The 22,603-nt window shown below is 59.4% G+C and carries 21 protein-coding genes; 18 read left to right on the top strand and 3 right to left on the bottom strand.

Annotated elements, in window-relative coordinates; genetic code table 11:
- From K6U75_13630 to K6U75_13575, 12 genes are all read left to right on the top strand, one after another.
- A partial coding sequence (locus K6U75_13630) for a hypothetical protein (protein MCL6476080.1) occupies positions 1-199 on the top strand: 199 nt, incomplete at its 5' end.
- Between the two features lie 76 nt (positions 200-275).
- Positions 276-1,958, top strand: a complete 1,683-nt coding sequence (locus tag K6U75_13625; GenBank protein MCL6476079.1) for a hypothetical protein — start codon at positions 276-278, stop codon at positions 1,956-1,958.
- A gap of 65 nt (positions 1,959-2,023) precedes the next feature.
- Positions 2,024-2,566, top strand: a complete 543-nt coding sequence (locus K6U75_13620; protein MCL6476078.1) for a dephospho-CoA kinase — start codon at positions 2,024-2,026, stop codon at positions 2,564-2,566.
- A complete protein-coding gene (gene aroB, locus K6U75_13615) occupies positions 2,542-3,669 on the top strand; it encodes a 3-dehydroquinate synthase (GenBank protein MCL6476077.1) in 1,128 nt (375 codons plus the stop codon). The genes K6U75_13620 and aroB overlap by 25 nt, the downstream gene beginning before the upstream one ends.
- Positions 3,666-3,887, top strand: coding sequence for a hypothetical protein (locus K6U75_13610; protein ID MCL6476076.1), 222 nt, complete (start codon positions 3,666-3,668; stop codon positions 3,885-3,887). Before aroB ends, K6U75_13610 begins: the two co-directional genes overlap by 4 nt.
- Positions 3,880-5,562 (top strand): protein kinase, encoded by a 1,683-nt coding sequence (locus K6U75_13605; GenBank protein ID MCL6476075.1) that lies wholly within the window; start codon positions 3,880-3,882, stop codon positions 5,560-5,562. Before K6U75_13610 ends, K6U75_13605 begins: the two co-directional genes overlap by 8 nt.
- Positions 5,559-6,248, top strand: a complete 690-nt coding sequence (gene rpe / locus K6U75_13600) for a ribulose-phosphate 3-epimerase (protein MCL6476074.1) — start codon at positions 5,559-5,561, stop codon at positions 6,246-6,248. The genes K6U75_13605 and rpe overlap by 4 nt, the downstream gene beginning before the upstream one ends.
- A 6-nt stretch (positions 6,249-6,254) precedes the next feature.
- A complete protein-coding gene (locus K6U75_13595; GenBank protein ID MCL6476073.1) occupies positions 6,255-6,653 on the top strand; it encodes a hypothetical protein in 399 nt (132 codons plus the stop codon).
- Entirely contained in the window at positions 6,637-7,767 is a 1,131-nt protein-coding gene (ribD, locus tag K6U75_13590) for a bifunctional diaminohydroxyphosphoribosylaminopyrimidine deaminase/5-amino-6-(5-phosphoribosylamino)uracil reductase RibD (protein ID MCL6476072.1), read from the top strand. The genes K6U75_13595 and ribD overlap by 17 nt, the downstream gene beginning before the upstream one ends.
- Positions 7,749-8,393: a riboflavin synthase gene (locus K6U75_13585; protein ID MCL6476071.1), complete on the top strand. Its 645-nt coding sequence runs from the start codon at positions 7,749-7,751 to the stop codon at positions 8,391-8,393. Before ribD ends, K6U75_13585 begins: the two co-directional genes overlap by 19 nt.
- Position 8,394: 1 nt before the next feature.
- Positions 8,395-9,237 carry a diaminopimelate epimerase gene (gene dapF / locus K6U75_13580; protein ID MCL6476070.1) on the top strand — a complete coding sequence of 281 codons (843 nt, stop codon included), beginning with the start codon at positions 8,395-8,397 and terminating at the stop codon, positions 9,235-9,237.
- On the top strand, positions 9,234-9,905 hold the full coding sequence (locus K6U75_13575; GenBank protein ID MCL6476069.1) for a hypothetical protein: 672 nt from the start codon (positions 9,234-9,236) through the stop codon (positions 9,903-9,905). The genes dapF and K6U75_13575 overlap by 4 nt, the downstream gene beginning before the upstream one ends.
- 57 nt (positions 9,906-9,962) lie before the next feature.
- On the opposite strand, the gene K6U75_13570 is transcribed toward K6U75_13575, so the two are convergent.
- Positions 9,963-10,163 (bottom strand): hypothetical protein, encoded by a 201-nt coding sequence (locus K6U75_13570; protein MCL6476068.1) that lies wholly within the window; start codon positions 10,161-10,163, stop codon positions 9,963-9,965.
- A gap of 478 nt (positions 10,164-10,641) precedes the next feature.
- On the opposite strand from K6U75_13570, the gene K6U75_13565 reads away from it, so the two are divergent.
- From K6U75_13565 to K6U75_13550, 4 genes are all read left to right on the top strand, one after another.
- Positions 10,642-10,989: a hypothetical protein gene (locus K6U75_13565; protein ID MCL6476067.1), complete on the top strand. Its 348-nt coding sequence runs from the start codon at positions 10,642-10,644 to the stop codon at positions 10,987-10,989.
- Between the two features lie 25 nt (positions 10,990-11,014).
- Entirely contained in the window at positions 11,015-11,926 is a 912-nt protein-coding gene (gene hemH, locus K6U75_13560; protein ID MCL6476066.1) for a ferrochelatase, read from the top strand.
- 333 nt (positions 11,927-12,259) lie between these two features.
- Positions 12,260-14,242 carry a hypothetical protein gene (locus K6U75_13555; GenBank protein ID MCL6476065.1) on the top strand — a complete coding sequence of 661 codons (1,983 nt, stop codon included), beginning with the start codon at positions 12,260-12,262 and terminating at the stop codon, positions 14,240-14,242.
- Positions 14,243-14,254: 12 nt separating this feature from the next.
- Positions 14,255-15,637, top strand: a complete 1,383-nt coding sequence (locus tag K6U75_13550) for a hypothetical protein (protein ID MCL6476064.1) — start codon at positions 14,255-14,257, stop codon at positions 15,635-15,637.
- A 144-nt stretch (positions 15,638-15,781) separates the two neighbouring features.
- Here the strand turns inward: K6U75_13550 and K6U75_13545 are convergent, their stop codons facing one another.
- Both K6U75_13545 and K6U75_13540 read right to left on the bottom strand, forming a co-directional pair.
- Positions 15,782-18,049, bottom strand: a complete 2,268-nt coding sequence (locus K6U75_13545) for a thioredoxin domain-containing protein (protein MCL6476063.1) — start codon at positions 18,047-18,049, stop codon at positions 15,782-15,784.
- Positions 18,050-18,231: 182 nt separating this feature from the next.
- The gene (locus tag K6U75_13540; protein MCL6476062.1) at positions 18,232-18,948 is read right to left on the bottom strand and encodes a DUF1559 domain-containing protein; all 717 of its coding nucleotides are present in this window, start codon (positions 18,946-18,948) and stop codon (positions 18,232-18,234) included.
- A 138-nt stretch (positions 18,949-19,086) separates the two neighbouring features.
- On the opposite strand from K6U75_13540, the gene K6U75_13535 reads away from it, so the two are divergent.
- Both K6U75_13535 and K6U75_13530 read left to right on the top strand, forming a co-directional pair.
- On the top strand, positions 19,087-21,267 hold the full coding sequence (locus tag K6U75_13535) for a heparinase II/III family protein (protein MCL6476061.1): 2,181 nt from the start codon (positions 19,087-19,089) through the stop codon (positions 21,265-21,267).
- Positions 21,268-22,581, top strand: coding sequence for a UDP-glucose/GDP-mannose dehydrogenase family protein (locus tag K6U75_13530; protein ID MCL6476060.1), 1,314 nt, complete (start codon positions 21,268-21,270; stop codon positions 22,579-22,581).
- The last annotated feature ends 22 nt before the right edge of the window (positions 22,582-22,603 follow it).

Below are 22,603 nucleotides of genomic sequence, written 5' to 3'. Positions count from 1 at the left end.
ACAGGGCGTGGGCTATGGTGGCTTCGGCGGGGGGGGTTTGGGCGTTGGGGGCGGGGGCGGTGGGGGCTTCAACCGCGGTGGCTTCGGCGGTGGCGGCTGGGGCGGCGGCTTCAACCGCGGTGGCGGCTGGGGCGGTGGTGGCTTCAACCGCGGCGGCGGTTGGGGCGGTGGCGGCTGGGGCGGACGCGGCGGTTTCTGAGCGTCTGTTCCGGCTCCCCGCCGGACTGTCTTTACAACCAAACGATCTGTAACGAGTAAAAGGAGGACAGAGGTTCATGACACTCCGTAAATGGCGGAACGTCGCATTGCCTTTGATGGTGGCATGTGCTGTGTGGGGTGTGTGGGGTTCGCTTCCGGCGGCGAGTGCCCCCCGTGCGCAGGGAAATATGCCGCTGTTGAGCCTTACACTGGTTGACGCGGAGTTTCGTGACGCAGTAAACATGTTGATGCAGCGCAGTGGGGCCAGCATCGTGCTGGAACCCAGTGAAAAGCCCTATCCGCGTGTCAACGTGAATTTGATTGACATGCCACTGGATAAAGCACTGGAGTACCTGGCACGTTCAGCGGGTGCACGGGTGCGTCGTACGGAAGATGGAGTGTTTATCGTTGGACCGCAGGGCAACGACACCGAACCCGCTGTTGCAGCACAACCGCAGGAGCCTGTACCCACACCTGCGCCTGCGCCGGTGCGAGTGCGCACGGAAAAGATGAAACTGCAGTACATTAACCCCAGCGAGTTTCTGAGACAGCTGCGCACAGACCCGACGATTGTGGGCATGGACTGGGCGGCTCAAAACAGTGGAGCTCTGCTGAAGCACCTGATGGATGCAACGCGCACGGGCATGCGTCCGTTGATACAGCCTCAGCCCATTCTGCCTACGCCTTCGCCAGTGCCAACTGCCCCGACAAATACGAGTGAGGGAAGTACAGCGGGGCACACGTCAGCACCCAATACCGGCTTTGACCAGCGTGGCGCCTTCGGCGGCGGTATAGGCTTTGGCATGGGCGGGCAGGTCGGCGGCTTCGGCCAGCCCGGTGCTGGCGGTATCGGCGGGTTTGGTCAACCCGGCGTTGGCGCTGGTGGGCTCGGTGCTGCCGCTGGTGGGCAGCTGGTGCAACTGAGCGACCAGGCTCGCATCATCGCCGTGGACGTGGATAACTCCCTGATCGTTGTCGGCACGGACGAAGATATCGAGAACATCCGCCGTTTCATCCGCTTGCTGGACGTGGCGCCCAAGCAGGTGGAAATCAAGGCGGAGTTCGTGACTGTGAAAGTCAGCGAGGTAAGGCAGTTCGGGATCGACTGGCTGGTGCAGCAGCTCAACACGCAAGCAGGAAACGTGCCGGGCACCTTCGCCACGGGCGGCAACATCTTCATCCGCTACAGCGCGGGCAACCTGGTCACCGAACTGCGTACCGCTATGTCCAATGCGCGTGGTCGTGTGATCCAGGCACCGGTGGTGACAACGCTGAACAACACGCCGGGCTCTATCTTCGTGCAAACGGAAGTGCCTTTCGTCACCACAACGTTCACAACTCCTGGCCAGGGACAGGTGATTCAGGGGAGCCAGGTGAACTACGTGTCCATAGTGTCCGGCATGACGGTAACCCCGCGGATTAACGGCGACGGTACCATCACCCTGTTCATCCCGTTGCAGCTGTCGGATATTACCGGCTCGGTGCGGTCGCCAGATGGCAGCACGTTCCCGATAGTTAACAGTCAGTCTATCTTCACCACGCGGCGCGTGCCGAGTGGCCAGACGGTGGTTCTGGGCGGATTCATCCGGCGCAGCGAGGATACCTCGGTGGCGAAGTTCCCCATCCTTGGCGACCTGCCGTGGATTGGGCATCTGTTCCGCTCCACCAACCTGTCGCAGGACGATACCGAGCTGCTCATCTTCCTGACGCCTCGTATTCTCGAGGATACTGGCGCACCGACGATAGGCGTAACGCCCTAAGGTTCCGACCATTGCTCGTTACGGATCGGCGCGGGGGTACTCACCCCCGCGCTTCTCGTACGCTGATGCGGTACAGGTCGTTTCCAAACGTCGCACTTATCGGTTTCATGGGCACCGGCAAGACCTTGCTGGGGCAGATGCTGGCACGGCGGTGGGGATGGCAGTTTGTCGACACCGACGCACTGGTGGAGCAAAAAGTGGGATACAGTGTGGCGCAGATTTTCGATCGCTTCGGAGAGGAATATTTCCGCCAGCAGGAGACGGAGGTGCTGCGCAGTTTGGAGAACCAGCATCGGCTGGTGATTGCTACCGGCGGAGGAGTGCCCACGCGCGCGGAAAATGTATGCTCTCTGCGCCGACACGCCGTTATCGTGTTGTTAACGGCACAGCCGGAAGTGATTCTGCAGCGCGTTCAGCCAATCCACACGCGCCCGAAGCTGGCTGCTGCTGCCGACCCACTGGCGGAGATACGCCGATTAATGTCCGAACGCGAGACCGCCTACGCATGTGCCGACATCCGTGTGGATACCTCTACGCTTTCACCGGAACAGGCGGTGGAACGCATCGAGGAGCTGGTTCGAAGATGGCAACCGACAAACCTTACCTGACGCTTCACGTCCGCCTGGGCGAACGCAGCTACCCCATCAGCGTCGGTTCTGGAGTGCTGCAAAGTGCGCCGGCGCAATTGTATGCTTTGCAACCTTCGCAGATAGCTCTCATTACCCATCCCCATCTCGCACAGTGGTATGGTGAATCTCTGAAAGCCTCTCTGGAGCAGCAAGGAGTTCCCGCCTGTCTGCTGACGGTTCGCCCCGGCGAGCGCACGAAGCGATGGGGTGTCGCCGGTCGCCTGCTTCGACAGATGGCGCAAAGGGCTCTGGACAGGCGTTGCATCGTGGTTGCGCTGGGGGGAGGAGTTATCGGCGACCTGGCAGGTTTTGTGTCAGCCTGCTATCTGCGCGGTGTGCGCTACGTTCATATCCCCACCACACTGCTGGCACAGGTGGACTCCAGCGTAGGGGGCAAGACAGGGGTGAACCTTCCGGAAGGTAAAAACCTGGTGGGAGCATTCCACCAGCCTTCGCTGGTATTGATAGATACCGACACCTTGAAGACGCTACCCCGCCGCCATTTTCGGGCGGGCTTAGCAGAGGTTTTGAAGTATGGTATAATCGCAGACGCAGCGTTATGGCAGCTGGTAAGGGACGAGTCCGGCAACCTGCGGCAGGGGCACAGCTCACGCCTTGCCGACATTATCCATCGCTGTTGCGAGATTAAAGCGAACATTGTCTCGGAGGATGAGACCGAACAGGGTGTCCGGGCTATCCTGAACTTCGGGCATACGGTGGGACATGCGCTGGAATCCGTCATGGGCTATGGTCGCCTTTTGCATGGCGAGGCGGTGTCTATCGGTATGGTCTCTGCTGCGCTGCTCGGTGAATCGCTGGGTATCACGCCTATCGGAACGGCGGAGGAGATAGCGAACGCATTGCGGTCTCTGGGCTTGCCGGTTGCACTCCCCCGCGGTGTGGAGTTTGAATCTCTGCTGAGCGTCATGGCACGCGATAAGAAAGCGCGCGATGGGCAATTGCGTTTCGTATTGATAGAGCGTATCGGGCAGGCACGTTTGCCGATTGTGGTGAAAGAGAAAGAGGTGCTTCACGCGCTGAGCGTGCACCGCCAGAGGTTCAACCCGGAGGCTGCGCCATGAACACCAGCCGCTGGCAAACGCCGCTGGACCTTGCGGGAGGCCTGTGGGTGATAGCAGTGGTGGTGGTTTTTCTGGGGCTTCCCTATGGCTTACCAGAGGTCAGCGTTTCGGTTTTGGAGAAGATATACGCGCTGTATCTGATAGCCGGGGTGGTGTGGCTGGTGCGTCGTTTCACCTCTTCTGGAAGTGTGGTTAAGGGGGCAAAAGGGCGTGATTAGTCGCGTACTGGCAGGGCGATATGAGCTGCTGGAGAAACTGGGGGAAGGAAGCCTCTTCGCCGCCTATCGCGCCAGAGACCACGAAACGAATGCACTGGTTACCGTTAAGCTGCTGTTGCCTGCCTTTGCCGACGATAGCGCGTTGATGAATGCATTGAAGCAGTGCTTTTTGACCACTTCATCTCTCAATCATCCGCGCATCGCTCGCATCCTGCAGGTCGCTGAGCATGAAGGGCAGCTGGTGCTCGTCACCGAGTTCGTGCGAGGCATTAACCTGAAGGAGCGTATTCGCCGGGTGGCTCCTTTCACGCTGTCGGTAGCCGTCGACATCGCTCTTGCGGTAGCGGAGGGACTGGAGGGGGCCCACCGTGCAGGAATAGCACACGGAGACCTGCGTCCGCACAATATTATTGTGTCGCAGGAAGGGTTGATTAAGATTACCGATTTTGGTTTGTTACCCGCGTTGCAGGCTTCACCGTTGGCGCAAACGGCGTGGCTGACTCGCGCGGCGCCTTACCTGCCGCCAGAGGTTTCTGAGGGCTGGCACGTGACGCCCTCAGCGGACGTATATGCACTCGGTGTCATACTGTTTGAAATGCTCACGGGTGGCGTGCCATTTCCTGCCGATACTCCGGTGGCAGTCGCGTTGCGACATGCGAAGGACCCTCCCCCCAGCCCGCGTGCGGTGAATCCGGGTGTTCCCAGAGCAGTGGAGGGTATCGTGCTGAAGGCGATGCAGAAGCTACCGGAGCAGCGCTACCCCGATATGGGCTCGATGCGCCACGACCTGCGGGCGGTGCATGACGCTTTGCGTTTCGGTAAGCCGTTGTCGTGGTCGCCGCTGGAGCGCGCGCCGGAAAGTATGGAGCCCGTTTCCGCCACCCGTTCAACGCGCCCGGCGGAGACGGAAGACACCGAGATGCGCTTTATCAAGAACGCTTTTCGTGCGCTGACGGTGCTCGCCGGGCTGATGGTGATTGCCATCGTCGCGGTGTTATTCTGGATAACCCGTCCGGTCAAAGAGGTACCTGTTCCCGACCTGCAGGGTAAGCCTCTGGTGGAAGCGCGGCGCCTGGCACAGGACGCGGGGCTGGACCTGGTCATACGGCAGGAAGATCACAACGAACAGTTCCCCGCAGGGACGGTGTACCTGGTGCAGCCTGAACCGGGCACGACTGTCAAAGCAGGGGCGCCGGTGCAGGTGTGGGTCAGCAAAGGCTCTCGTCGGGTAGAAGTTCCGAACGTTCAGGGTTTGAGCGAGGCGGATGCGCGACAGAGGCTGGTAGAGGCAGGGTTGCAGGTGGGAAAGGTCGAGGAGAGGTCTCACCCCACAGCCCCTGCAGGCACGGTGCTTTCGCAGACGCCTGCGCCCCAGCAAAAGGTGAACAGGGACGCGCCGGTGGACCTTGTCGTCAGTAAAGGTCCGGCACTACCAGCCGTACCTGAAGAGGGAGCGGAGCGGGGCTTCGAGCTGGTTATCCCTGTAAAAGGTGCGCCCAATGAGGTGGTGCAGGTGCGCTTGGAGGTGCAGGACGCTCTCGGGGTGTACACTATTCTGGATGAACCGCACACTGGGGGTGAACAGGTCATCGTTCCTGTTCGGGTACGGGGGCGTAACATTGTGTTCCGTATCTATTTCAATAACCAGCTGGTACACGAGGAGGTACGCCCATGAGCAGTGCGCCTCGTGTGCTGATAGCTCCTTCCCTACTCTCTGCGGACTTTGCGAACTTTGCCGAAGCGGCGCGCGCCGCGCGTGAAGCGGGTGCCGAGCTGTTGCACTTTGACGTGATGGACGGCGTTTTTGTGCCGAACATCACTTTTGGGGCACAGACGGTGCGGGCGTTGCGCCATCACTCGGATGCCATTTTCGATGTGCATCTGATGATTGTTCAGCCGGAGCGTTACATCGAGGAGTTTGCGCAGGCGGGAGCGGACATCATCACCGTCCACGCCGAGGCGTGCGTGCACCTGCAGCGGGTGCTGGCGCAGATTCGGGAGTGCGGAGCGCGTGCGGGCGTCTCCCTCAATCCTTCCACCCCTCTGAGTGCCATCGAATACGTCATTCCCGATATCGACCTGTTACTGATTATGACGGTCAATCCGGGTTTCGGGGGTCAGCGGTTTATCCCTGAAATGCTGCGCAAGATCGCACATGCCCGCGCCATGCTGGACGAGGCAGGTAGTGAAGCGTGGCTGGAGGTGGACGGCGGCATCAACAGGGTAACGACGCCGATGGTGGTGCGGGCAGGTGCACGGGTGCTGGTGGCAGGGTCATCGGTGTTCGGGCACCCGGAAGGGGTGCGGGCAGGCGTCGAGGAACTGCGCAGAGCCGTCTGGGAGGTAATTGAAAGGGTGTGAGGCAGTGTGTGGCTGACTGCAGCTGTGCTGATTGTCTCCGTGGTGTTTCTCGGTCGCGAAGCGCTGGCAGTGCGAAGGGGTCTCAGCTCGCACCGACGTTTCACCGTGCGGCTGATTGGCTGTGTGCTTTTGCTGTCGCTGGCTCTGGTGCTGCAGTTCAAAGAGGCTATTTTGCTGTCGGCAGGTGAGGCAAGCGGCGGCGCGCGCCTGCTGCGTCTTCTGCAGTTTTCCGTTGGAGTGCTGGTGCTGGTGACCGCACTGGTGCTGGTGGCTTTGATAGATGCACGCGAAACACTACAACGCTATGTGCATGAGCGCAGACAGATAATTGACGAACTGTTACAGACTCCTTCCTTGCCTTCCGAGCCATCTTCTGACGGCAAACGCGATGAGAGTACCACTTGAAGAGATATTCATGCGCCGTGCGCTGTCGCTGGCACAACGAGGGTACACTGCTCCGAACCCCATGGTGGGAGCGGTGCTCGTCAAAGATGGGCGCGTGGTGGGCGAGGGGTATCATCGGCGGGCGGGGATGCCTCATGCGGAGGTAGAAGCGCTGCGACGCGCTGGCGAGAGCGCACGTGGTGCCACCCTGTATGTGACACTGGAACCATGCAGTCACTGGGGACGCACTCCGCCGTGCGCCGAGGCGCTGATTGAGGCAGGGGTTCGCTGTGTGTACGCCGCCATGCAGGATCCAAACCCCCTGGTGGCGGGCAGGGGCTTCGAGAAGCTGCGCAAGGCAGGTATCGAGGTGCAGGTAGGTGTGCTGGAAGAACGGGCGCGCCAGCTGAACGAGATATTCGTGAAGTACCATACAACGGGGATGCCTTTTGTGACTGTCAAGGCGGCGATGTCTTTAGATGGCAAAATCGCCACCCATACGGGCGACAGCAAGTGGATTACCGACGAGCCCGCCCGTCGGCTCGTGCATCGGCTTCGTGCCCGGCACGACGCCGTGATGGTGGGAATCGGCACGGTGTTACAGGATGACCCTTTGCTGACCGTGCGCCTGCCCCGGATGAAGGAGACTTTGCATCGTCTGCGGGTGATTGTGGACAGCCGACTGCGCTGTCCTGAAGAGGCACAGGTGCTGCGTGTGGAAGATTGTCCCACGCTTATCGTCACCACTGCATCTGCACCGCCAGAGAAAATCGCCCGTTTGAGGGAGCGGGGAGTAGACGTGGAGGTACTGCCCGACGAAGGAGGGCAGGTAGACCTTAATGCCCTGATGAAGTCGCTGGCGCAACGTGGAGTAACCGGCGTGCTGTGCGAGGGCGGGGGAACGCTGATAGCCAGCCTGTTCGCGAAGAGGCTGGTGGATAAAGTGGTGTTTTTCTACGCGCCGCGCATCATCGGCGGGCGAACCTCCCCTACCGCCGTGGAGGGAGAGGGTTATGCGCTTGTCGAGGAATGCCTGCGGCTGGATAGGGTACACTGGAGAAAAATCGGGCAAGACATGATGGTGCAGGCGTATCCGGTTTGGGAGGACGATTCGTCATGTTCACCGGCATCGTGAGGGAACTGGGCAAGGTGGCGCAAGTGGAGGCAAGCGCGGATGGCGCGCGCCTGACGATACATGCCCCCGAAACCGCTCCCGGCGTGCAGGTCGGCGATAGCGTGGCAATCAACGGAGTGTGCCTGACTGTTGTTCGCAAGGAAGGAGAGCGGCTATGGTTCGAGGCGGTTCAGGAGACGCTAAGGCGCAGTAACCTGGGTGCACTGAAGCCGGGAGACAGGGTGAATCTGGAAACCGCACTGCGTGTGGGCGATGCTATGGGCGGGCACTTTGTGCAGGGGCACGTGGATACCACCGGCGTGGTGCAAAAACTCGTGCCTCAGGGCAATGCGGTGGTGATGGTTATCGGTGTGGATAGAGAGTGGATGCGCTATCTGGTTCCTAAAGGCTCGGTAGCCGTAGACGGCGTGAGCCTGACGGTCGTGGAAACGGGCGCCAGTGATTTCAGCGTATGGCTGATCCCACACACTCGCAAGGTCACCACGCTGGGTCTGCGGCGGGTGGGAGATGAGGTCAACGTGGAGTTCGACATGCTGGCGAAGTATATCGAGCGATACCTGGAGACCCGGCGTGAGGGCGCCGGGGTGGATATGGATTTGTTAAGGCGGACGGGTTTCGTGGAGTAGGATGGTGGTTCTTCCGTTCTCCAAAATGCACGGTGTGGGCAATGATTTCGTCGTGGTGGCGGAGGAGAGCGTTTCCTCGCTTTGCCTGTCTGACCTGGCGAGGCGTCTGTGCCGACGCCGGTTTGCCATCGGCGCGGATGGTTTGCTGGTGGTTGGGCGAGGTAAGAGCCATGCCGTGCGGATGCGTATGTTCAATCCCGATGGCACTGAAGACATGTGCGGAAACGGCTTGCGGTGTGTGGCGAAATGGGCAGTTGTGCATGGGCTGGTCGCAGGGAGCCGTTTTGTGGTGGAGACCATTGATGGCGACAAACAGGTGGAGCTGTTGTCCGATGGCAGGGTAAAGGCGGAACTGGGAGAACCTCACCTCGAGCCGGAGCGCGTGCCGGTGCTGGCTGAGACCTATCCGGTCATGAATCTGCCTGTCGCGACGTCGCGAGGCGTCATCCACGTGACGTCTCTTTCCACCGGCTCCACGCATAGCGTGATATTTACCGACAGTCTACCCGACGACGAGCGGTTCCTGCGCGATAGTCCTTTAATCGAAAACCACCCTCTGTTTCCCCAGCGCACCAGTGTGTTGTGGACGGTGGTGGAAAGCCCTTCCCGGTTGCGCATGCGCATCTGGGAGCGAGGAGCCGGGGAGACTTTAGCGTGCGGAACCGGAGCCTGTGCGGCGGCAGTAGCGGCGCAACTGCACGGGCTGGCAGGGGAATCGGTGGAGGTGTACTCCCCCGGAGGTGTGTTGTATGTGCAGTGGCGACCCGGCTCGCCGGTGACTTTGACCGGTGCCGCTGAGCTGGTATTTGAAGGTTGTTATCCTTTGAGCGAGGTGGAACCATGAGCAACTGGCGCGAGAAGGGCACTCCCGAACCCATCGCGGCGTTGAACAAAGTGCCGTTGCGGGAGTGTGGCGAGCCGCTGGTGGACATTCGCAAAGCCTGCCCGCGAGTTCGTGTGGCGCGGAAGTGTATCCCTTTCCTGCGGGCGACGGTAGCGGAGATGCTCAACCGTGCGCAGGAATCGCTTCCAGCGGGCTATCGGTTGCGCGTGACGACCGCCTACCGTACCCTCGATATGCAGCGTGAGCATTACGAGCGCTACTTCAACCAGCTGCGCGAGCAGCATCCCGAATGGAGCTATGCCACCCTGCGCCGTATGACCAACCGCTTCTTCGCGCCGGTGGACCAGAAAGCACCGCCCGGACACTGCACCGGTGGAGCAGTGGATGTGCAGCTGCTGTTGCCAAACGGCAAACCGGCGGACGTTACGTCCCCGTTCACTGGCTGGCAGGCAGCTCCGACGTGGATAGAGGGTCTGACACCTGAAGCACATCGCAACCGTATGATTCTGGTGGAGGCGATGCTGGGAGCGGGTTTTAGCAATTGCCGCGATGAGTTCTGGCACTATTCGTATGGCGACGCCGCATGGGCTGTGCGGGTGGGGGCGCCGTATTGCATTTATGGACTTATCGATTTGCCACCCGAGTGGCAGAAGCGTGTACGTAAATAAGCAAAACAAGAAGCCCCAAGCCAGTGCTTGGGGCTTTCCAATGCTGTTGTTCTCCTGTCAAGAAGCTGCTTTTTGCGGTATCACCAGTCCCAACTGCTCTCCAATTTGCAGAGCCTGTTCCGCGTCGCGCTCGTATAAGGATAACCAGTATTGCATGTTACGCTCTTTGACGTAATCTACTGCGCTCGCCGGAACGTAGACCGAGACCAGTTGCCAGCTTCGCGGGAACAACAGCGATACCCGGCGCTCTGCCTCCATGCCACACCTCCTTTCCCGCAGTCGCTGCGCCGACTTCCGCTTTTTCAGACGCTCGATAAGCTGTCCATGTTCCCGAAAAATGCGTTCAGGTTCCCACTAACGTACGGGTTTTTCATCTGCATTATACAATACTTCTGCGGCGAAATCCAGCCAGATGAAAAAAAGCCCCGACGCTGCCGGGGCGAAACGCAGGAATGAAGGAGTGAGTGTCTGAACGGAAAGACGGTATCTGTCACCGGGCAAGCCGGTGCATCTTTTCGGTGTCCAGTTTTTTTGTTCACGCACTCCTGCGCAATGTTATATAGTGCAAGATTCGTGCCATTCGCGAGGTAGCACGAAAAACAGGTGGTTTCTTCAGGTGCTTGCAGCGGTACCGTCAGGAGTGGCGTTATGCTGTCCGCTGCCCCGTCACGAAGGACCTTCGCGGAGAGAGAAGTGGATATAGTATAAGCCTCTTTGGAAAGGAGACATTCCGCGTATGAAGACACGCCTGGCGGCAAGTAGACTCCGACCGGCTATCATCATCTCATGGGTGCTGGCGTTCATGCTTGTCCTGACACCCGCAAGGGCCATAGTGACAGGGGGTGACGTGTGGTCTGTGGTGGTCGGTAAAGCGGCTTCGCTCCCCGAGATTGGCTGTCCGGTAGTGAAGGATGAAGCTTGGGCATACGGATTCACTTCAGGGGGTGGCTGCGCCATCGAGCAGCAGCGAGGCTATGCTGTTTCTGGCGTTGCTGGATGGAGCGCCGGTTCACCTTTGCGCGGCGGAGGAATGCGTAGGGGAAGTGTGGCTGTGCTTGGAGAGCCTTCCTTCTGGGTATACTGAGAGTAGATTGCAGAGGAGGTGTGTGATGAGCGAGTGGCAGGTGCTGGTGATGGCTTACGGGACGCCACGCACTATAGAAGAAGTAGAGCCTTATTACACGCATATCCGTCGAGGACGCCCCCCTACACCAGAGCAGCTGGAAGACCTCGTGCGTCGCTATCAGGCGATTGGTGGGGTCTCGCCTTTGCAGGAGATTACCCTGCGGCAGGCGGCGGCGGTGGAGAGGGCATTGCGCCAACGCGGCTGGACAGGTCAGATGTATCTGGGCATGAAACACTGGCATCCCTTCATCGCCGAGGCGGTCGAGCAGATGGCGCGAGACGGTGTGCAACGGGCCGTGGGAGTAGTGCTGGCGCCCCACTACTCGCGAATGAGCGTCGGAACCTACATCGACTATGCCGAGCAGGCGCACCAGCAGGTTGCGCCCGGCATGGAGCTGCGCTACGTGGAACGATGGGGCAATCATCCCCTGTTTATTCGCGCAGTAGCTCAGAAGGTGCAGGAGGCACTGGCGGACTGGAAACCGCAAGAGACGATGGTGGTTTTCAGCGCGCACAGCCTGCCCGAGCGCATCCGGCAATGGGATGACCCTTACGAGCGCGAGCTGCTGGACAGTGCGCAAGCAGTGGCACGGCTTCTCGAATTGCCAAACTGGACCTTCGCCTTCCAGAGCGCGAGTGCCACCGGCGAGCCGTGGCTGGGCCCGGACATTCTGGAGCGTATCAAGGAGATAGCGCAGACCACGACTTACCGCCAGATGGTGTTTTGCGCGATTGGTTTCGTGGCAGACCATCTGGAGGTGCTTTACGACCTGGATATCGAGGCGAGGCAGAAGTGCAAATCGTTGGGGGTGCAGTATCGCCGCGCGGCCTCGCTGAACGATGACCCCTTGATGGCAGAAGCGGTGGCGGATGTGGTGCTATCGGTCATGCGATAAACGAAAAGCGGGGCTCACGCCCCGCTGAAGGTCGGCTGGCGAGCCAGGGCGGCTGTTCATAACCCCCCTGCTAAAACGGTTCGCCACACCGTTCATGGCAGATCGGGCTAAAACAGCCTAGCCCTCCCAATCACCTCGTTTGTCTGCCATAGGGCACCACCTCCTTTCGGAAGCAGTATGCCATATTTGCGAGGGTGTTGTCAATCGCGCACGAGGTGTACGGAAACGAACCTGCGTGTATCTTATTCTTGTGAAAGTCCCCACAGACCTTGACGCCTGTTCAAGCACGTGATATAATCTATCCGACATCCCCCGCGTGAGGAGGCAAGTAGCATGGAAAAGCGTGCTTTGCTATTCAAACGGCGGGGGGTATGGGTTGCGCTGCTCCTGTGGTTCGCCGCCCCTCTGAATGCGCAGCAAATCGTCACCGCTATTCACGTGCAATGGGATAATAACCTGAACGACAACCAGCCCTGGCAGTGCGTTACCACTGGCGAAGTGGCTAATCCGTGGTTCCACTTCATCGTTGCCTACAAGTTCCCCATCATCAACGTGATGGTGGACTGGGCGGAATTGCAAGAGCTCACCCAAGCCCACCCTGTGCAGCCAACCCGTCAGACCAGTTTCAGCCTTCAGAGTGGACTGCCTGCCGGATGCACCCGACCTCCAGTCAGCGACCCGCAGAACTGGAGCATCCGCTGGTGTGATATGTTTCCCATGATGGGGCCGTTTTTGCACAATGCGCCCTATCGGCTGACGGTGCAGTATCGGTATCTGGCAATAGTGGGTTACAATCCGATGCCGGTGTATCAGACATTTGGCCCCTTTCAGACCACCGTTGAGTTCAGTGTCCGTAACCTGGTGGTGAGCTCTTCAGACGAAGTGAGGGTGCTGAAGTGGGACCCGGACCGCCCGGAGGTTTGCGACACCACTTTTCGTTACAGTCTGGACAGTGCGCAGAGGCGGGACGCGCCGGTGCGTATCAGTATCTATTCCACAGACGGTGCAAAAGTGTACGAGGTGACAGAGCAGAAGGCTTGTCCCCAAACGCACACATTCAGTTGGGAAGGACTCACCGCTTCAGGTCAGCCCGCGCCGCCGGGGTTGTATGTGTTTGATGTAGAGGTGAATCCAAACGCCTATCCCTTTAGCGATGCCGACCGCCTCCGCAGCGAACGCATCAGTATCGGGGAACATGAGATTGAAATAGACAGCTTAGGACATTTTACTTCGCGATACATCATACGGAGCGGTAGAAATGCAGCGAGCGTTTGGAGCGAGGTGTACGCTCCCACGCTGGAGAGGATAGCCGGACCAGTATTCGGTCCGACACACGCCATACCGCCCGATGTCCCACCGGCGCCGCACGACTGGTGTTCTCTCACCACTGCGGTTAACCTGGAGTATTGTTCTCAGCAATCTTATCGCTTCTTGCTGTGGGCCCGAGATAGCTTCTCGGATCAAGACAAGGCACACCGCGAGAAGACTTGCCTAACTAACCAGAGGGTGTATCTCATTGGTTGGTTCGCGGGTTTTGGATTCCATTTCAGCCGCGGTAACTTTATAAGCGGTCTACCACCAATGCCTAGCGAGTTGGATTGCCGGAACATGCCGGGAGAAATTGCGCACATAGTGAAAGAGGTCGTTAAGCGCGACCCCGCAACTGGCAAGCTACAAGTGGTGCCTGGTTACTCCCCAAGGGTGGTGCTGCCTGGGGGACAAACTGGGAGCCTGATTTTTACCAACCCCATCGGGGCATCAGGATTTAAGATGAAATTGAATGAAGCAGTTCGGGGTCTGTCACCACGGTCTGGCATCGTGTACTATGCGGGCCACGGCGGCTTCGGAACGTTGATAGGATTCCCCGATCCTGCGCCGGAGTCTGAGGATGAGCTATTTGGCTTACCGACGCCGGGCATTCGAGTCACTGTAACACCGTTTGATCTGATACACCTTCACGCAGTTCGTGTATTCTATCTCAGCGCTTGCCAAACATGCACGGACTCATCTGGAAGCGGTCTTGTGGCGGCGATAGCCGCTCGTGGTGCCCAGGCGGTGGTTGGGTTCCACCGGTCTTTGCAGGGTCTAAAGATGCCGCCGGGGAAGGATGCCGACAAGGTTTTCTTTCGATCGCTTGCCGGAACCAAAGGGGTTTTGTTCGGCTTAGGTGCTCGCGAGGGTACAACTGTTGGACAGGCACTCGACCTAGCCTGGCAACAGTTAATCGCAGGTCCTCCAAGGCGGGGACAGACCTGGCGCGACTACTACGGCGTAGCCGGAAGTGCACCGAACCCGCTCAACGTAACCATCAAATAGTGGAGGGTCGCGATGAGATTACAATGTCTCCTAACAACCCTTGTTCTAGCAGCAGCCACTGTTGCCGCGCAGCCTCCGACGATGCTGACGCGCGAGCAGGCTGGGCAAATCCTGATGCAACTGCTTCAAGCAGGACAGTATCCAACCGATGTTGTCATCGGACTGAGTTCGTCTGAACTACCCGCAGGCTATGAGGTGCTGGAGTTTGACTGGGAAACACTTCGCCAACTGGCTCCCGAGGACAAAGACTATCCAACGATGACCACCATGAACGATGCGATGTGGTTTGATCTCAACACTCCATACGAGCACGCTTATTACTTTGGGGTGCGTTTTCAGCCGCTTGACGCAGAGGTGCTCGTTACCGTGAACGCCTGGACAGGGTATGTCTACCTGTATCCGTCCCCGCGACCGCTGGAGCCTTTTGTCACGAATTCGCAAATGGGTTTAGGAAATCTGCCTGTGCTCACACAAGAGCAGCAGCAAGAGCGCGCTCTGCAGATTGCCCGCGCGTGCTTGGGGGACGGCAGCCTGTTGGTGCGGGCGGTTTTCCCGTTAGAAGATGGAGCAGAGGTACCCTACGGGGAATGGGGCACGGCGTTTCTCATCTACAAGGTAGACTCCCAAACCTCTGCCGTCTTGCCGCAGATAGCGTGGTTAATCATTAACTCCCGCAACGGGTTTGTGGAAGAGGCGTTAGTTTACAATCGCCCACTGAGGGTTTCCACAGTTCCCCGCATTAACTACCTTCAAGCGATGGCCCTTGCCAGCAATTACATGAGCGAGATGGGTGTTCAGGTGGTGGAGTGGGTTACTCGCTATCCCAAAGAGGAATACTACCGCCAGCTGGGTATGCCTCTTTACTACGACTTCGGTTTATTTGTGGTGGAAGACGGCTTGCTGGAGCAACATCTGGTGTGGATGTTGCCGTGTGTGTGGGAATGGCAAGGGCATCGGTTCGGCAGTCTCGTTGGGGTGAATGCCCATACCGGCGAGGTGATGACCAGTGTTACGGCAAGTCTCATACTGAACGCAAGGCGGCAGCGCAAGAACTGGCAACAGCGTAGGGAACTGGAGGTTTTCGGGCTGAAACTGAACGGTGCCTCCGCCTATCTGTGGTTCTCGCCGATGCGTTTGGTCGCCAATCGTCTGTACATCCAGTCCCGCTTCGCGCGTTCGTTTGGGGCCGACTATCAAGACGGCAGGCTTTCTGGCAAGATGGGCATGCATCGCTTGAAGCCGTCGGATCGATTGCGTCGCAACGGTGTAGAGTATGTGCCTCTGCGCGACGTGTGCAAAGTGGCGGGCATCCGCTTAGGGTGGGACAACCAGCGGAAGGTGCCCATCCTGTACGCGGAGTGGCTGGATGTGAAAAGTCGGCTCCGAAGGCAATAGGACAGCGGTTCAACAAATCGGTGTATGCGCCGCCTTAAAATCGCGGGCAACGCAGGAATTGAACACCTCGGCGCCGGTTTTTAGCCTCCGAAGATGGCTTAGTCTTGCGTTGCCCGCAACTTCCAGTTGCGAGGGAGAGTGCATCTATCGAACACCCTCATCGCGCAGGTGCAGACGTACCTGTTCTACCAGTTCCACCGTCTGCGGCAGGGCGCACTCGGTGTCGGTGCACGGCTGGCAGGTGACCTTCGCCCGGATCTCTCCTGTGTCGGTGGTTACCTCGCCAATGCCGATAACCGGAACCACCACGCGCAGCTCCCCGCGATATACCGGCACCGGTTGCGCCGTTTCGCCCGTCTGCAGGGTGTCGGGTGGGGGGAACATTGGCTCGCCAAAAACCAAAGGCAGCGTGCTGGATATCTCGATGCGAGTAGGCACCAGGTGCTCGGGTACACCCTCCGCCCCGTGGATATGCCAGCCTCGCTCCATCAGGAAGCGAATCATCACGCCGCCCTCCATGATGTGCATCTCCACATGCACCGGTAAGCCCGTCGTAGAGATTGCAGGCTGAGCCGCTTCCGCTTCGGGAATCTCTTCCAGCTCGTCGCCAGCAAGTAGCAACAGCGCATAGATGAGGCTATCGGAACCCTGCGGGTATTTCTGGATAGGCGACCATAGCGAACGCAGGGTGCGGTAGGCGAAATAGGCATAGTTTTCTTCGCCGGTGATGCCGTACAGCTTTGCCAGCAGGCGCACTGCCGCGCCGTTTCCGCAGGGGAAGGAGCGGTCATGAACTTCCTTGACACGGGCAATAAGCCTCTCGTGGTAGTCCGCGGTGTTCACAAAGGCCTGATGCTCTTCGTCCCAGAAGTCGGCGATGGCGCGATTTGCCAGCCGTTTCGCTTCTGCCAGCCAGGTTTCGTTCTCAGTGGCTTCGAACAGCACCAGCAGACCTGCGCCCAGCAAGGCGTAATCTTCCAGATAGGCAGGTATCGCCGCCTCTCCATCGCGGTATCGCCGCAGTAGCCGTCCTTCCTCGTCGGTCATCTGTTGCAGGATAAAGCGTGCCGCCTCTTCTGCCGCCTGCACGTACTGCTCGTTTTCCAGCACCAGCCCGGCATACGCGAGGCTTTCTATCATCAGGCCGTTCCATCCTGCCAGCACCTTGTCGTCGCGCAGGGGAGGCACCCGCTGCAATCGCGCCTGCAACAGCATCTCGCGCGCTCCCCTCATTTTTTCCTGCAGATCCTGGGGCGTCATGCCCAGTTCAGCAGCGATTTCGTTCAGTGGAGCGCGCAGGTGTGGGATGTTCCTGCCGGTCAACTGTCCGCTGGCTTCCTCGCGATAGTTACCGTCGGGGCGGATGCTGTACACGTTGCAGAACAGGTCTGCCAGCGCAGGGGGCAATACCTGACGAATCTCGCCGAGCGTCCATGTATAGTATTTGCCCTCTTCGCCTTCACTGTCGGCGTCCGTCGCGCTGGCAAATGCACCGCCTTCCACTCGCATCTCGCGCAGCACCCAGTGGTAAATCTCCCTTGCCACCTCTGCGTAGTGCATGTTGCCGGTAAGGCTGTATGCCTCCGTGTATGCCCATCCCAGCTGCGCATTATCGGTGAGCATCTTCTCGAAATGGGGCAACAGCCACTGGGCGTCGGTGGAGTAGCGGTGGAAGCCCCCGCCGATGTGGTCTCGGATTCCGCCCAGCGCCATCGCGTCCAGCGTGCGCAAAGCCATCTGCAGAGCATCTTCGCTGTTCAGGTTCTCTCCCAGCCAGAAGAGCACGGGGAAGGCGGTGTTGGGTGGGAACTTGGGCGCGTTGCCGAAGCCGCCGTGTACAGGATCGAAGTGCTGGCGCATCTGTTGCAGGTAGCTGCCTGCGATATGCGGGTCGGGTTCGCCCTCCATCTGTTCGTATCGTGCAGCGGCAACCTGTTGTATCACTCCGGCAACTTCGCGCGCGGATTGCAGGACTTCATCGCGACGGTTCTGGTAGGCGTCGGCGAGCTGGCGGGCAATCTGCGCAAAGATTTCAGGGGGATAGTAGGTTCCCGCGAAGAAGGGCTCGCCCTCCGGCGTGAGGAACACGGACATGGGCCATCCGCCACGTCCTGCCAGCAACTGCACTGCTGTCATGTAGATGTCGTCGATATCGGGTCGCTCTTCACGGTCAACCTTGACACAGACGAAATTGCGATTGAGAATATCGGCGATGCGCGGGTCTTCGAAACTCTCGTGCGCCATCACGTGGCACCAGTGGCAGGATGAGTAGCCCACCGAGAGGAAGATGGGCTTGTCCTCGTTCGCCGCCCGTTCGAATGCCTCCTCACACCACGGATACCAGTCCACGGGGTTGTGCGCATGTTGCAAGAGGTATGGGCTCTTTTCATGGATGAGGCGATTGGGTTGCATGTTGAACGCTTCTCCTTCTTCCCGCGCGAGCGCGGCTGGTCTTATCGCTATTGTACCCTATTTTGAGGCTGGTTGACGGATGCAAAGGCGTTATCGGACGGGATGCTGGAACCCCACAGCCCCGGATGCACAGCCAACTCGCTGGGGCACCCGGGACTGTTTCGTGCGCACGACGCGCATACCTAGCGCTGAGGGTCGTACCAGTCTATCGTGGGCGGCTGCCCCGGGGTTTGCTGCCACGTCTGCTCGAACCGGTGCCACTTCGCGTGACCGTCCACGAACACGTAGTTCGCACCACCCTGATGGCGGCGGATAGCCACACTGCGAGGTTCCCAAGCTTCGTCGTCCCATTCCACTTCGTGTTCCTCTGAGCCCGGGCCGAACTCGGGCACTTTAGTGGGGTTACCCCATGCTGCCGGCACAAAGTGGTCATCTGGTATCTGGTCCGCCAGTTCCGCAACCACGACGCACTGCGCCGGGTTGTTCACGCCACCGAGGCGGATACCGTAGTATGGTGGATGGTCTGGGGTCAGGTATGCGTTCAGCCCGTAGGAAGCGACACGCGATGTGGGATCACCGTCGTTCCAGAGGGGACTGCTGTCGGAGGGACAGCGGTTTAAGAGCTGGGTCTTCACGTAGGGCTGGCAGCTCTTCAACCATCCGGGTCCTACCGGTTCGTGTCCACCGCCGTATTCATGCGGTTCGGTGAGTGGGAAGCCTTCGTCCCAGTCCTGCACATACATCGCGATGGCGATGCCCATCTGCCTGCAGTTAGACAGGCAGGAAACAGAGCGTGCTTTCTCACGCGCCTGCGAGAAAACGGGGAAAAGTATCGCTGCCAGTATCGCGATAATAGCGATAACCACCAGCAGTTCGATCAGCGTGAATGCGCGTTTCATTTCTCCTCCCAGTAACACGTTTTCACAGAATGTAGCAACGGTATTATACCTGCCGCGCGAAGGCCGGGTCAATGCTGGTACGGCGTTCGCAGGATTAACATCAACCCACTGCCTAATAAACTCAGGGAGGCTGAATGCATGAGTGGGTGGAGATGGAAATTGCATCGCCTGCTGGCGATGTCGCCCGGAGAGATTGCGGTTCGGGCATGGCGAGCGGTTCGCGACAAAGCGATGTCCGCCGGTATCCTGCGACCTTATCCGACAGACCCACTAGAGTGCTTTCGCTACGCCTGGCGCGAAGATGCCAGCACGGTGTATGAACGCTTTCTGAGGCAGTTTCCCTGCTCACGCCATCCTCACGACACGTGGCGGGAGTTCCTGCACAAACAGCATCCTGAACATGTTACTGCTGTGCTGGCTCAGGCGGAAGCGATTTTGCAGGGCGGGATGCGTCTGCTGGGCTTCGAGGTGCAGACCGATGTTCCGCCGCACTGGTTCCGCAACTATGTGCAGGGCGGTGAGTGGCCGAATCTGCCCGCAGAGCGCATCGATTACCGGCGCGGCGATGTTGCAGGAGGGGTGCGCTACTGCTGGGAACTGAACCGACACGGTTACTTCCTGAGCCTGGCGCAAGCCTGGCTGCTGACCCATGACCACCGTTTCGCCGACCGACTGCTCGCAGACTGGCTGGACTGGATAGCGCACAACCCGCCCCGTTTCGGGGTCAACTGGGTCAGTATGCTGGAATGCGCCCTGCGCATTCACACCTGGTGCTGGAGCCTGTGGTTTGTGGCGGGTTGTGACCTGTTCAACGAGCAAGCGCTGCAGCGGATTCTGGGTAGTCTGTGGCAGCAGGGTGCCGAGATTTCGATGAACCTCTCGCTGGGTTCGTCGGCAAACAACCACCTGATTGGAGAGGCGGCGGGAATGTGGACGTTTTCCTGTCTGTTTCCCACTGCTCGCCACGCTAAACGCTGGATGCACACGGCTCATCGCATTCTCTCGCGCGAAATCCCCCGCCAGATTACCCCCGACGGCGTCACTGTTGAGCAGGCAGTTCACTATCAGGTTTTCGTGATGGAGATGGCTCTGCACGCCGAAAGCATCGCGAGGCAAACCGGCATGCCGTTTCCTGAAGGGTACGCCCGTCGGATGCTGGCGTCGGTGCAGTTCCTGCAGGCTATTACCGACTGTGCAGGACACGTGCCGCATATCGGCGATAGCGATGATGCGGAGGTCTTGCCTTTCTGCCCGCAGGAGACCCACTCCGAGGCAGCGGTAGTGGACGCCGCACGCGCGCTGTATGAACGTACTGCTCCAACTACTCTCAAAGCCGCCTTTCTGAGCGCACAGCCCGTTCGCGGGGAGCAGAGCGAAAAAACGGCAATCTCCAGCAGCTTGTTCTCCGAGGGCGGATACGCTGTGATGCGCGATGAGGAAGGCACACGAGTGGCGGTGATAGACTGCGGGCAGCTGGGATGGGGTTCCATCGCCGCTCATGCACACGCAGACGCTCTCTCCCTGACGCTGAGCGTGTACGGACAGCCCGTGCTGGTGGACGCTGGCACCTACTGCTACCACGATGAGCCGGTGTGGCGCGACGCCTTCCGAAGCACTCGTTACCACAACACCGTCTGTGTGGACGGTAAGGACCAGAGCGAGATGCGGGGTGCGTTCCTGTGGGGCGCGCGGGCGAACGTCACGATACATCGCTGGCATACTTCCGCCCTTGCGGACCTGTTATGCGCTTCGCATGACGGCTACCGGCGTGTCGGACTTGGCGAGCATATCCGCTGGTTATACTGGCTGAAAAAGGACATTTGGCTGGCGGTGGACGAAGTGAAACAGAGCGAAGGGCATTGCGTGGAACAATGCTGGTTGTTTTCACAGGCTTGCGTCCTGCGGGCAGAGGGTGATAGAATGCAGATATGCTGTGCGACTGCTCCGCTGTGGGTGCAGCCGATACCGGCAGCGCAGTTCCGGCAGGTGTGTGGCGCGCAAGCCGCTGAAGGAGGCTGGGTATCGCCTTCCTTTGGCAAAAGGGAACCCGCACCGCACCTGTTCGTGTGTCGTGACAGGCCGGGCAGTCGTTTAGCCACCGTCGTCTGCAGGGGAGAATCTCCGGTACAGGTGCGCCTGTGGAGAGATGAAGCAGAGGAGTGGGAACTGCAGATAGAGCATCTGGGGCGTGTGTGGCTGATTGGTGTTGCAGGGATACCACACTCGTGGCAGCTGCCCGGCGAAACGGTGCTGGCACAGAATATTGTGGCAACGTGGACGGCGGAGCAATCACTGGCACATTATGAGGTGATGGATTAGATGCGGATCGCTGTTTTCGGTCTGGGCTATGTGGGAGCGGTAACCGCCTCTTGCTTTGCGGCGGAGGGACACCGTGTGATTGGAGTGGATACCGACGCCTACAAGGTGCAATGCATCATGGAGGGACGCTCGCCTATCGTGGAGCGTGACCTCGAGCAATACATCCGCCGCACGCGTGAGGCGGGCAGGCTGGTGGCGACGACCTGCGCGGACGAGGCAGTGGCACAGAGCGATATCGCCCTGGTCTGCGTGGGCACGCCCAGCCGGCGAAACGGGAGCCTGAATCTGGAGTTCGTGGAGCGCGTGTGCCGACAGATCGGTGCTGCCCTTGCCGGGCGCGAGGAGCCGTACATTGTGGTGGTGCGCAGCACCGTTCTGCCAGGTACGTGCGAAGGGCTGGTCATCCCCACTCTGGAAAAAACCTCTGGCAGGCGGCACGGCGAGGGGTTCCATGTGTGCATGAACCCGGAGTTCCTGCGCGAAGGCACCGCCATCCACGATTTCTACCATCCTCCGCTGACCGTTATCGGCTCGCAGAGCAAGGAAGCCGCCGACCGCGTGGCGGAGCTGTACGCGGGCATCCCCGCCGAGTGTGTGAAGACCGACCTGCGCACCGCCGAGATGGTCAAGTACGCGAATAACGCCTTCCATGCGCTGAAAATCACCTTTGCGAACGAAATCGGTGCATGGTGCAAGCAGGAGGGCGTGGATAGCCATGTGGTCATGCGCCTGTTGACGATGGATACGAAGCTGAACATCTCGCCGGCGTACCTGACGCCCGGCTTCGCGTTCGGTGGCTCGTGCCTTCCCAAGGACCTGCGCGCGCTGGTGTATCGAGCGCATCAGCACGACCTCACCCTGCCCACGCTGGAGTCGATACTGGTGAGCAACCGCCTGCAGATCGAGCGTACGGTAGACCTTATTGTGCAGCTGGGCAAGAAGCGTGTGGGTGTGGTCGGACTGGCGTTTAAGGCAGGCACTGATGACCTGCGCGAAAGCCCCATGGTGACCCTGTGTGAGCATCTCATCGGCAAGGGCTACTCCCTGCGCATTTACGACCCCAACGTCTCGCTGGCGGCGATTTATGGCAGCAACAAGGCTTACATTGAACGCGAAATCCCGCATATCCACGCGCTGATGTGCGATAGCCTGGAGCAGTTGATCGATGAAAGCGAAGTCGTGGTACTGGCGAACAGGGATGACCGCGTGACGCAACTGGCGGACCGGTACCGCGATGACCAGATAGTGATTGACCTGGCAAGATGTATCTCTCCGGAGGCGATAAGGGGGCGGTATATTGGGCTGTACTGGTAAGCGAATATTGATTGTCGTGGAG

The sequence above is a fragment of the Bacillota bacterium genome (assembly GCA_023511455.1).
Classification (GTDB): Bacteria; Armatimonadota; HRBIN16; order HRBIN16; family HRBIN16; genus HRBIN16.
Note: the sequence above shows the minus strand (reverse complement) of the source record. Positions and strands in the feature narration are given on the sequence as shown.

Coding starts and splice junctions, on each gene's coding strand:
- K6U75_13575 (MCL6476069.1), top strand. CDS start 9,234: ATGAGCAACTGGCGCGAGAAGGGCACTCCCGAACCCATCGCGGCGTTG.
- dapF (MCL6476070.1), top strand. CDS start 8,395: ATGGTGGTTCTTCCGTTCTCCAAAATGCACGGTGTGGGCAATGATTTC.
- aroB (MCL6476077.1), top strand. CDS start 2,542: ATGGCAACCGACAAACCTTACCTGACGCTTCACGTCCGCCTGGGCGAA.
- K6U75_13620 (MCL6476078.1), top strand. CDS start 2,024: ATGCGGTACAGGTCGTTTCCAAACGTCGCACTTATCGGTTTCATGGGC.
- K6U75_13555 (MCL6476065.1), top strand. CDS start 12,260: ATGGAAAAGCGTGCTTTGCTATTCAAACGGCGGGGGGTATGGGTTGCG.
- K6U75_13550 (MCL6476064.1), top strand. CDS start 14,255: ATGAGATTACAATGTCTCCTAACAACCCTTGTTCTAGCAGCAGCCACT.
- K6U75_13625 (MCL6476079.1), top strand. CDS start 276: ATGACACTCCGTAAATGGCGGAACGTCGCATTGCCTTTGATGGTGGCA.
- ribD (MCL6476072.1), top strand. CDS start 6,637: ATGAGAGTACCACTTGAAGAGATATTCATGCGCCGTGCGCTGTCGCTG.
- K6U75_13530 (MCL6476060.1), top strand. CDS start 21,268: ATGCGGATCGCTGTTTTCGGTCTGGGCTATGTGGGAGCGGTAACCGCC.
- hemH (MCL6476066.1), top strand. CDS start 11,015: ATGAGCGAGTGGCAGGTGCTGGTGATGGCTTACGGGACGCCACGCACT.
- K6U75_13565 (MCL6476067.1), top strand. CDS start 10,642: ATGAAGACACGCCTGGCGGCAAGTAGACTCCGACCGGCTATCATCATC.
- K6U75_13545 (MCL6476063.1), bottom strand. CDS start 18,049: ATGCAACCCAATCGCCTCATCCATGAAAAGAGCCCATACCTCTTGCAA.
- K6U75_13535 (MCL6476061.1), top strand. CDS start 19,087: ATGAGTGGGTGGAGATGGAAATTGCATCGCCTGCTGGCGATGTCGCCC.
- rpe (MCL6476074.1), top strand. CDS start 5,559: ATGAGCAGTGCGCCTCGTGTGCTGATAGCTCCTTCCCTACTCTCTGCG.
- K6U75_13540 (MCL6476062.1), bottom strand. CDS start 18,948: ATGAAACGCGCATTCACGCTGATCGAACTGCTGGTGGTTATCGCTATT.
- K6U75_13570 (MCL6476068.1), bottom strand. CDS start 10,163: ATGGAGGCAGAGCGCCGGGTATCGCTGTTGTTCCCGCGAAGCTGGCAA.
- K6U75_13610 (MCL6476076.1), top strand. CDS start 3,666: ATGAACACCAGCCGCTGGCAAACGCCGCTGGACCTTGCGGGAGGCCTG.
- K6U75_13585 (MCL6476071.1), top strand. CDS start 7,749: ATGTTCACCGGCATCGTGAGGGAACTGGGCAAGGTGGCGCAAGTGGAG.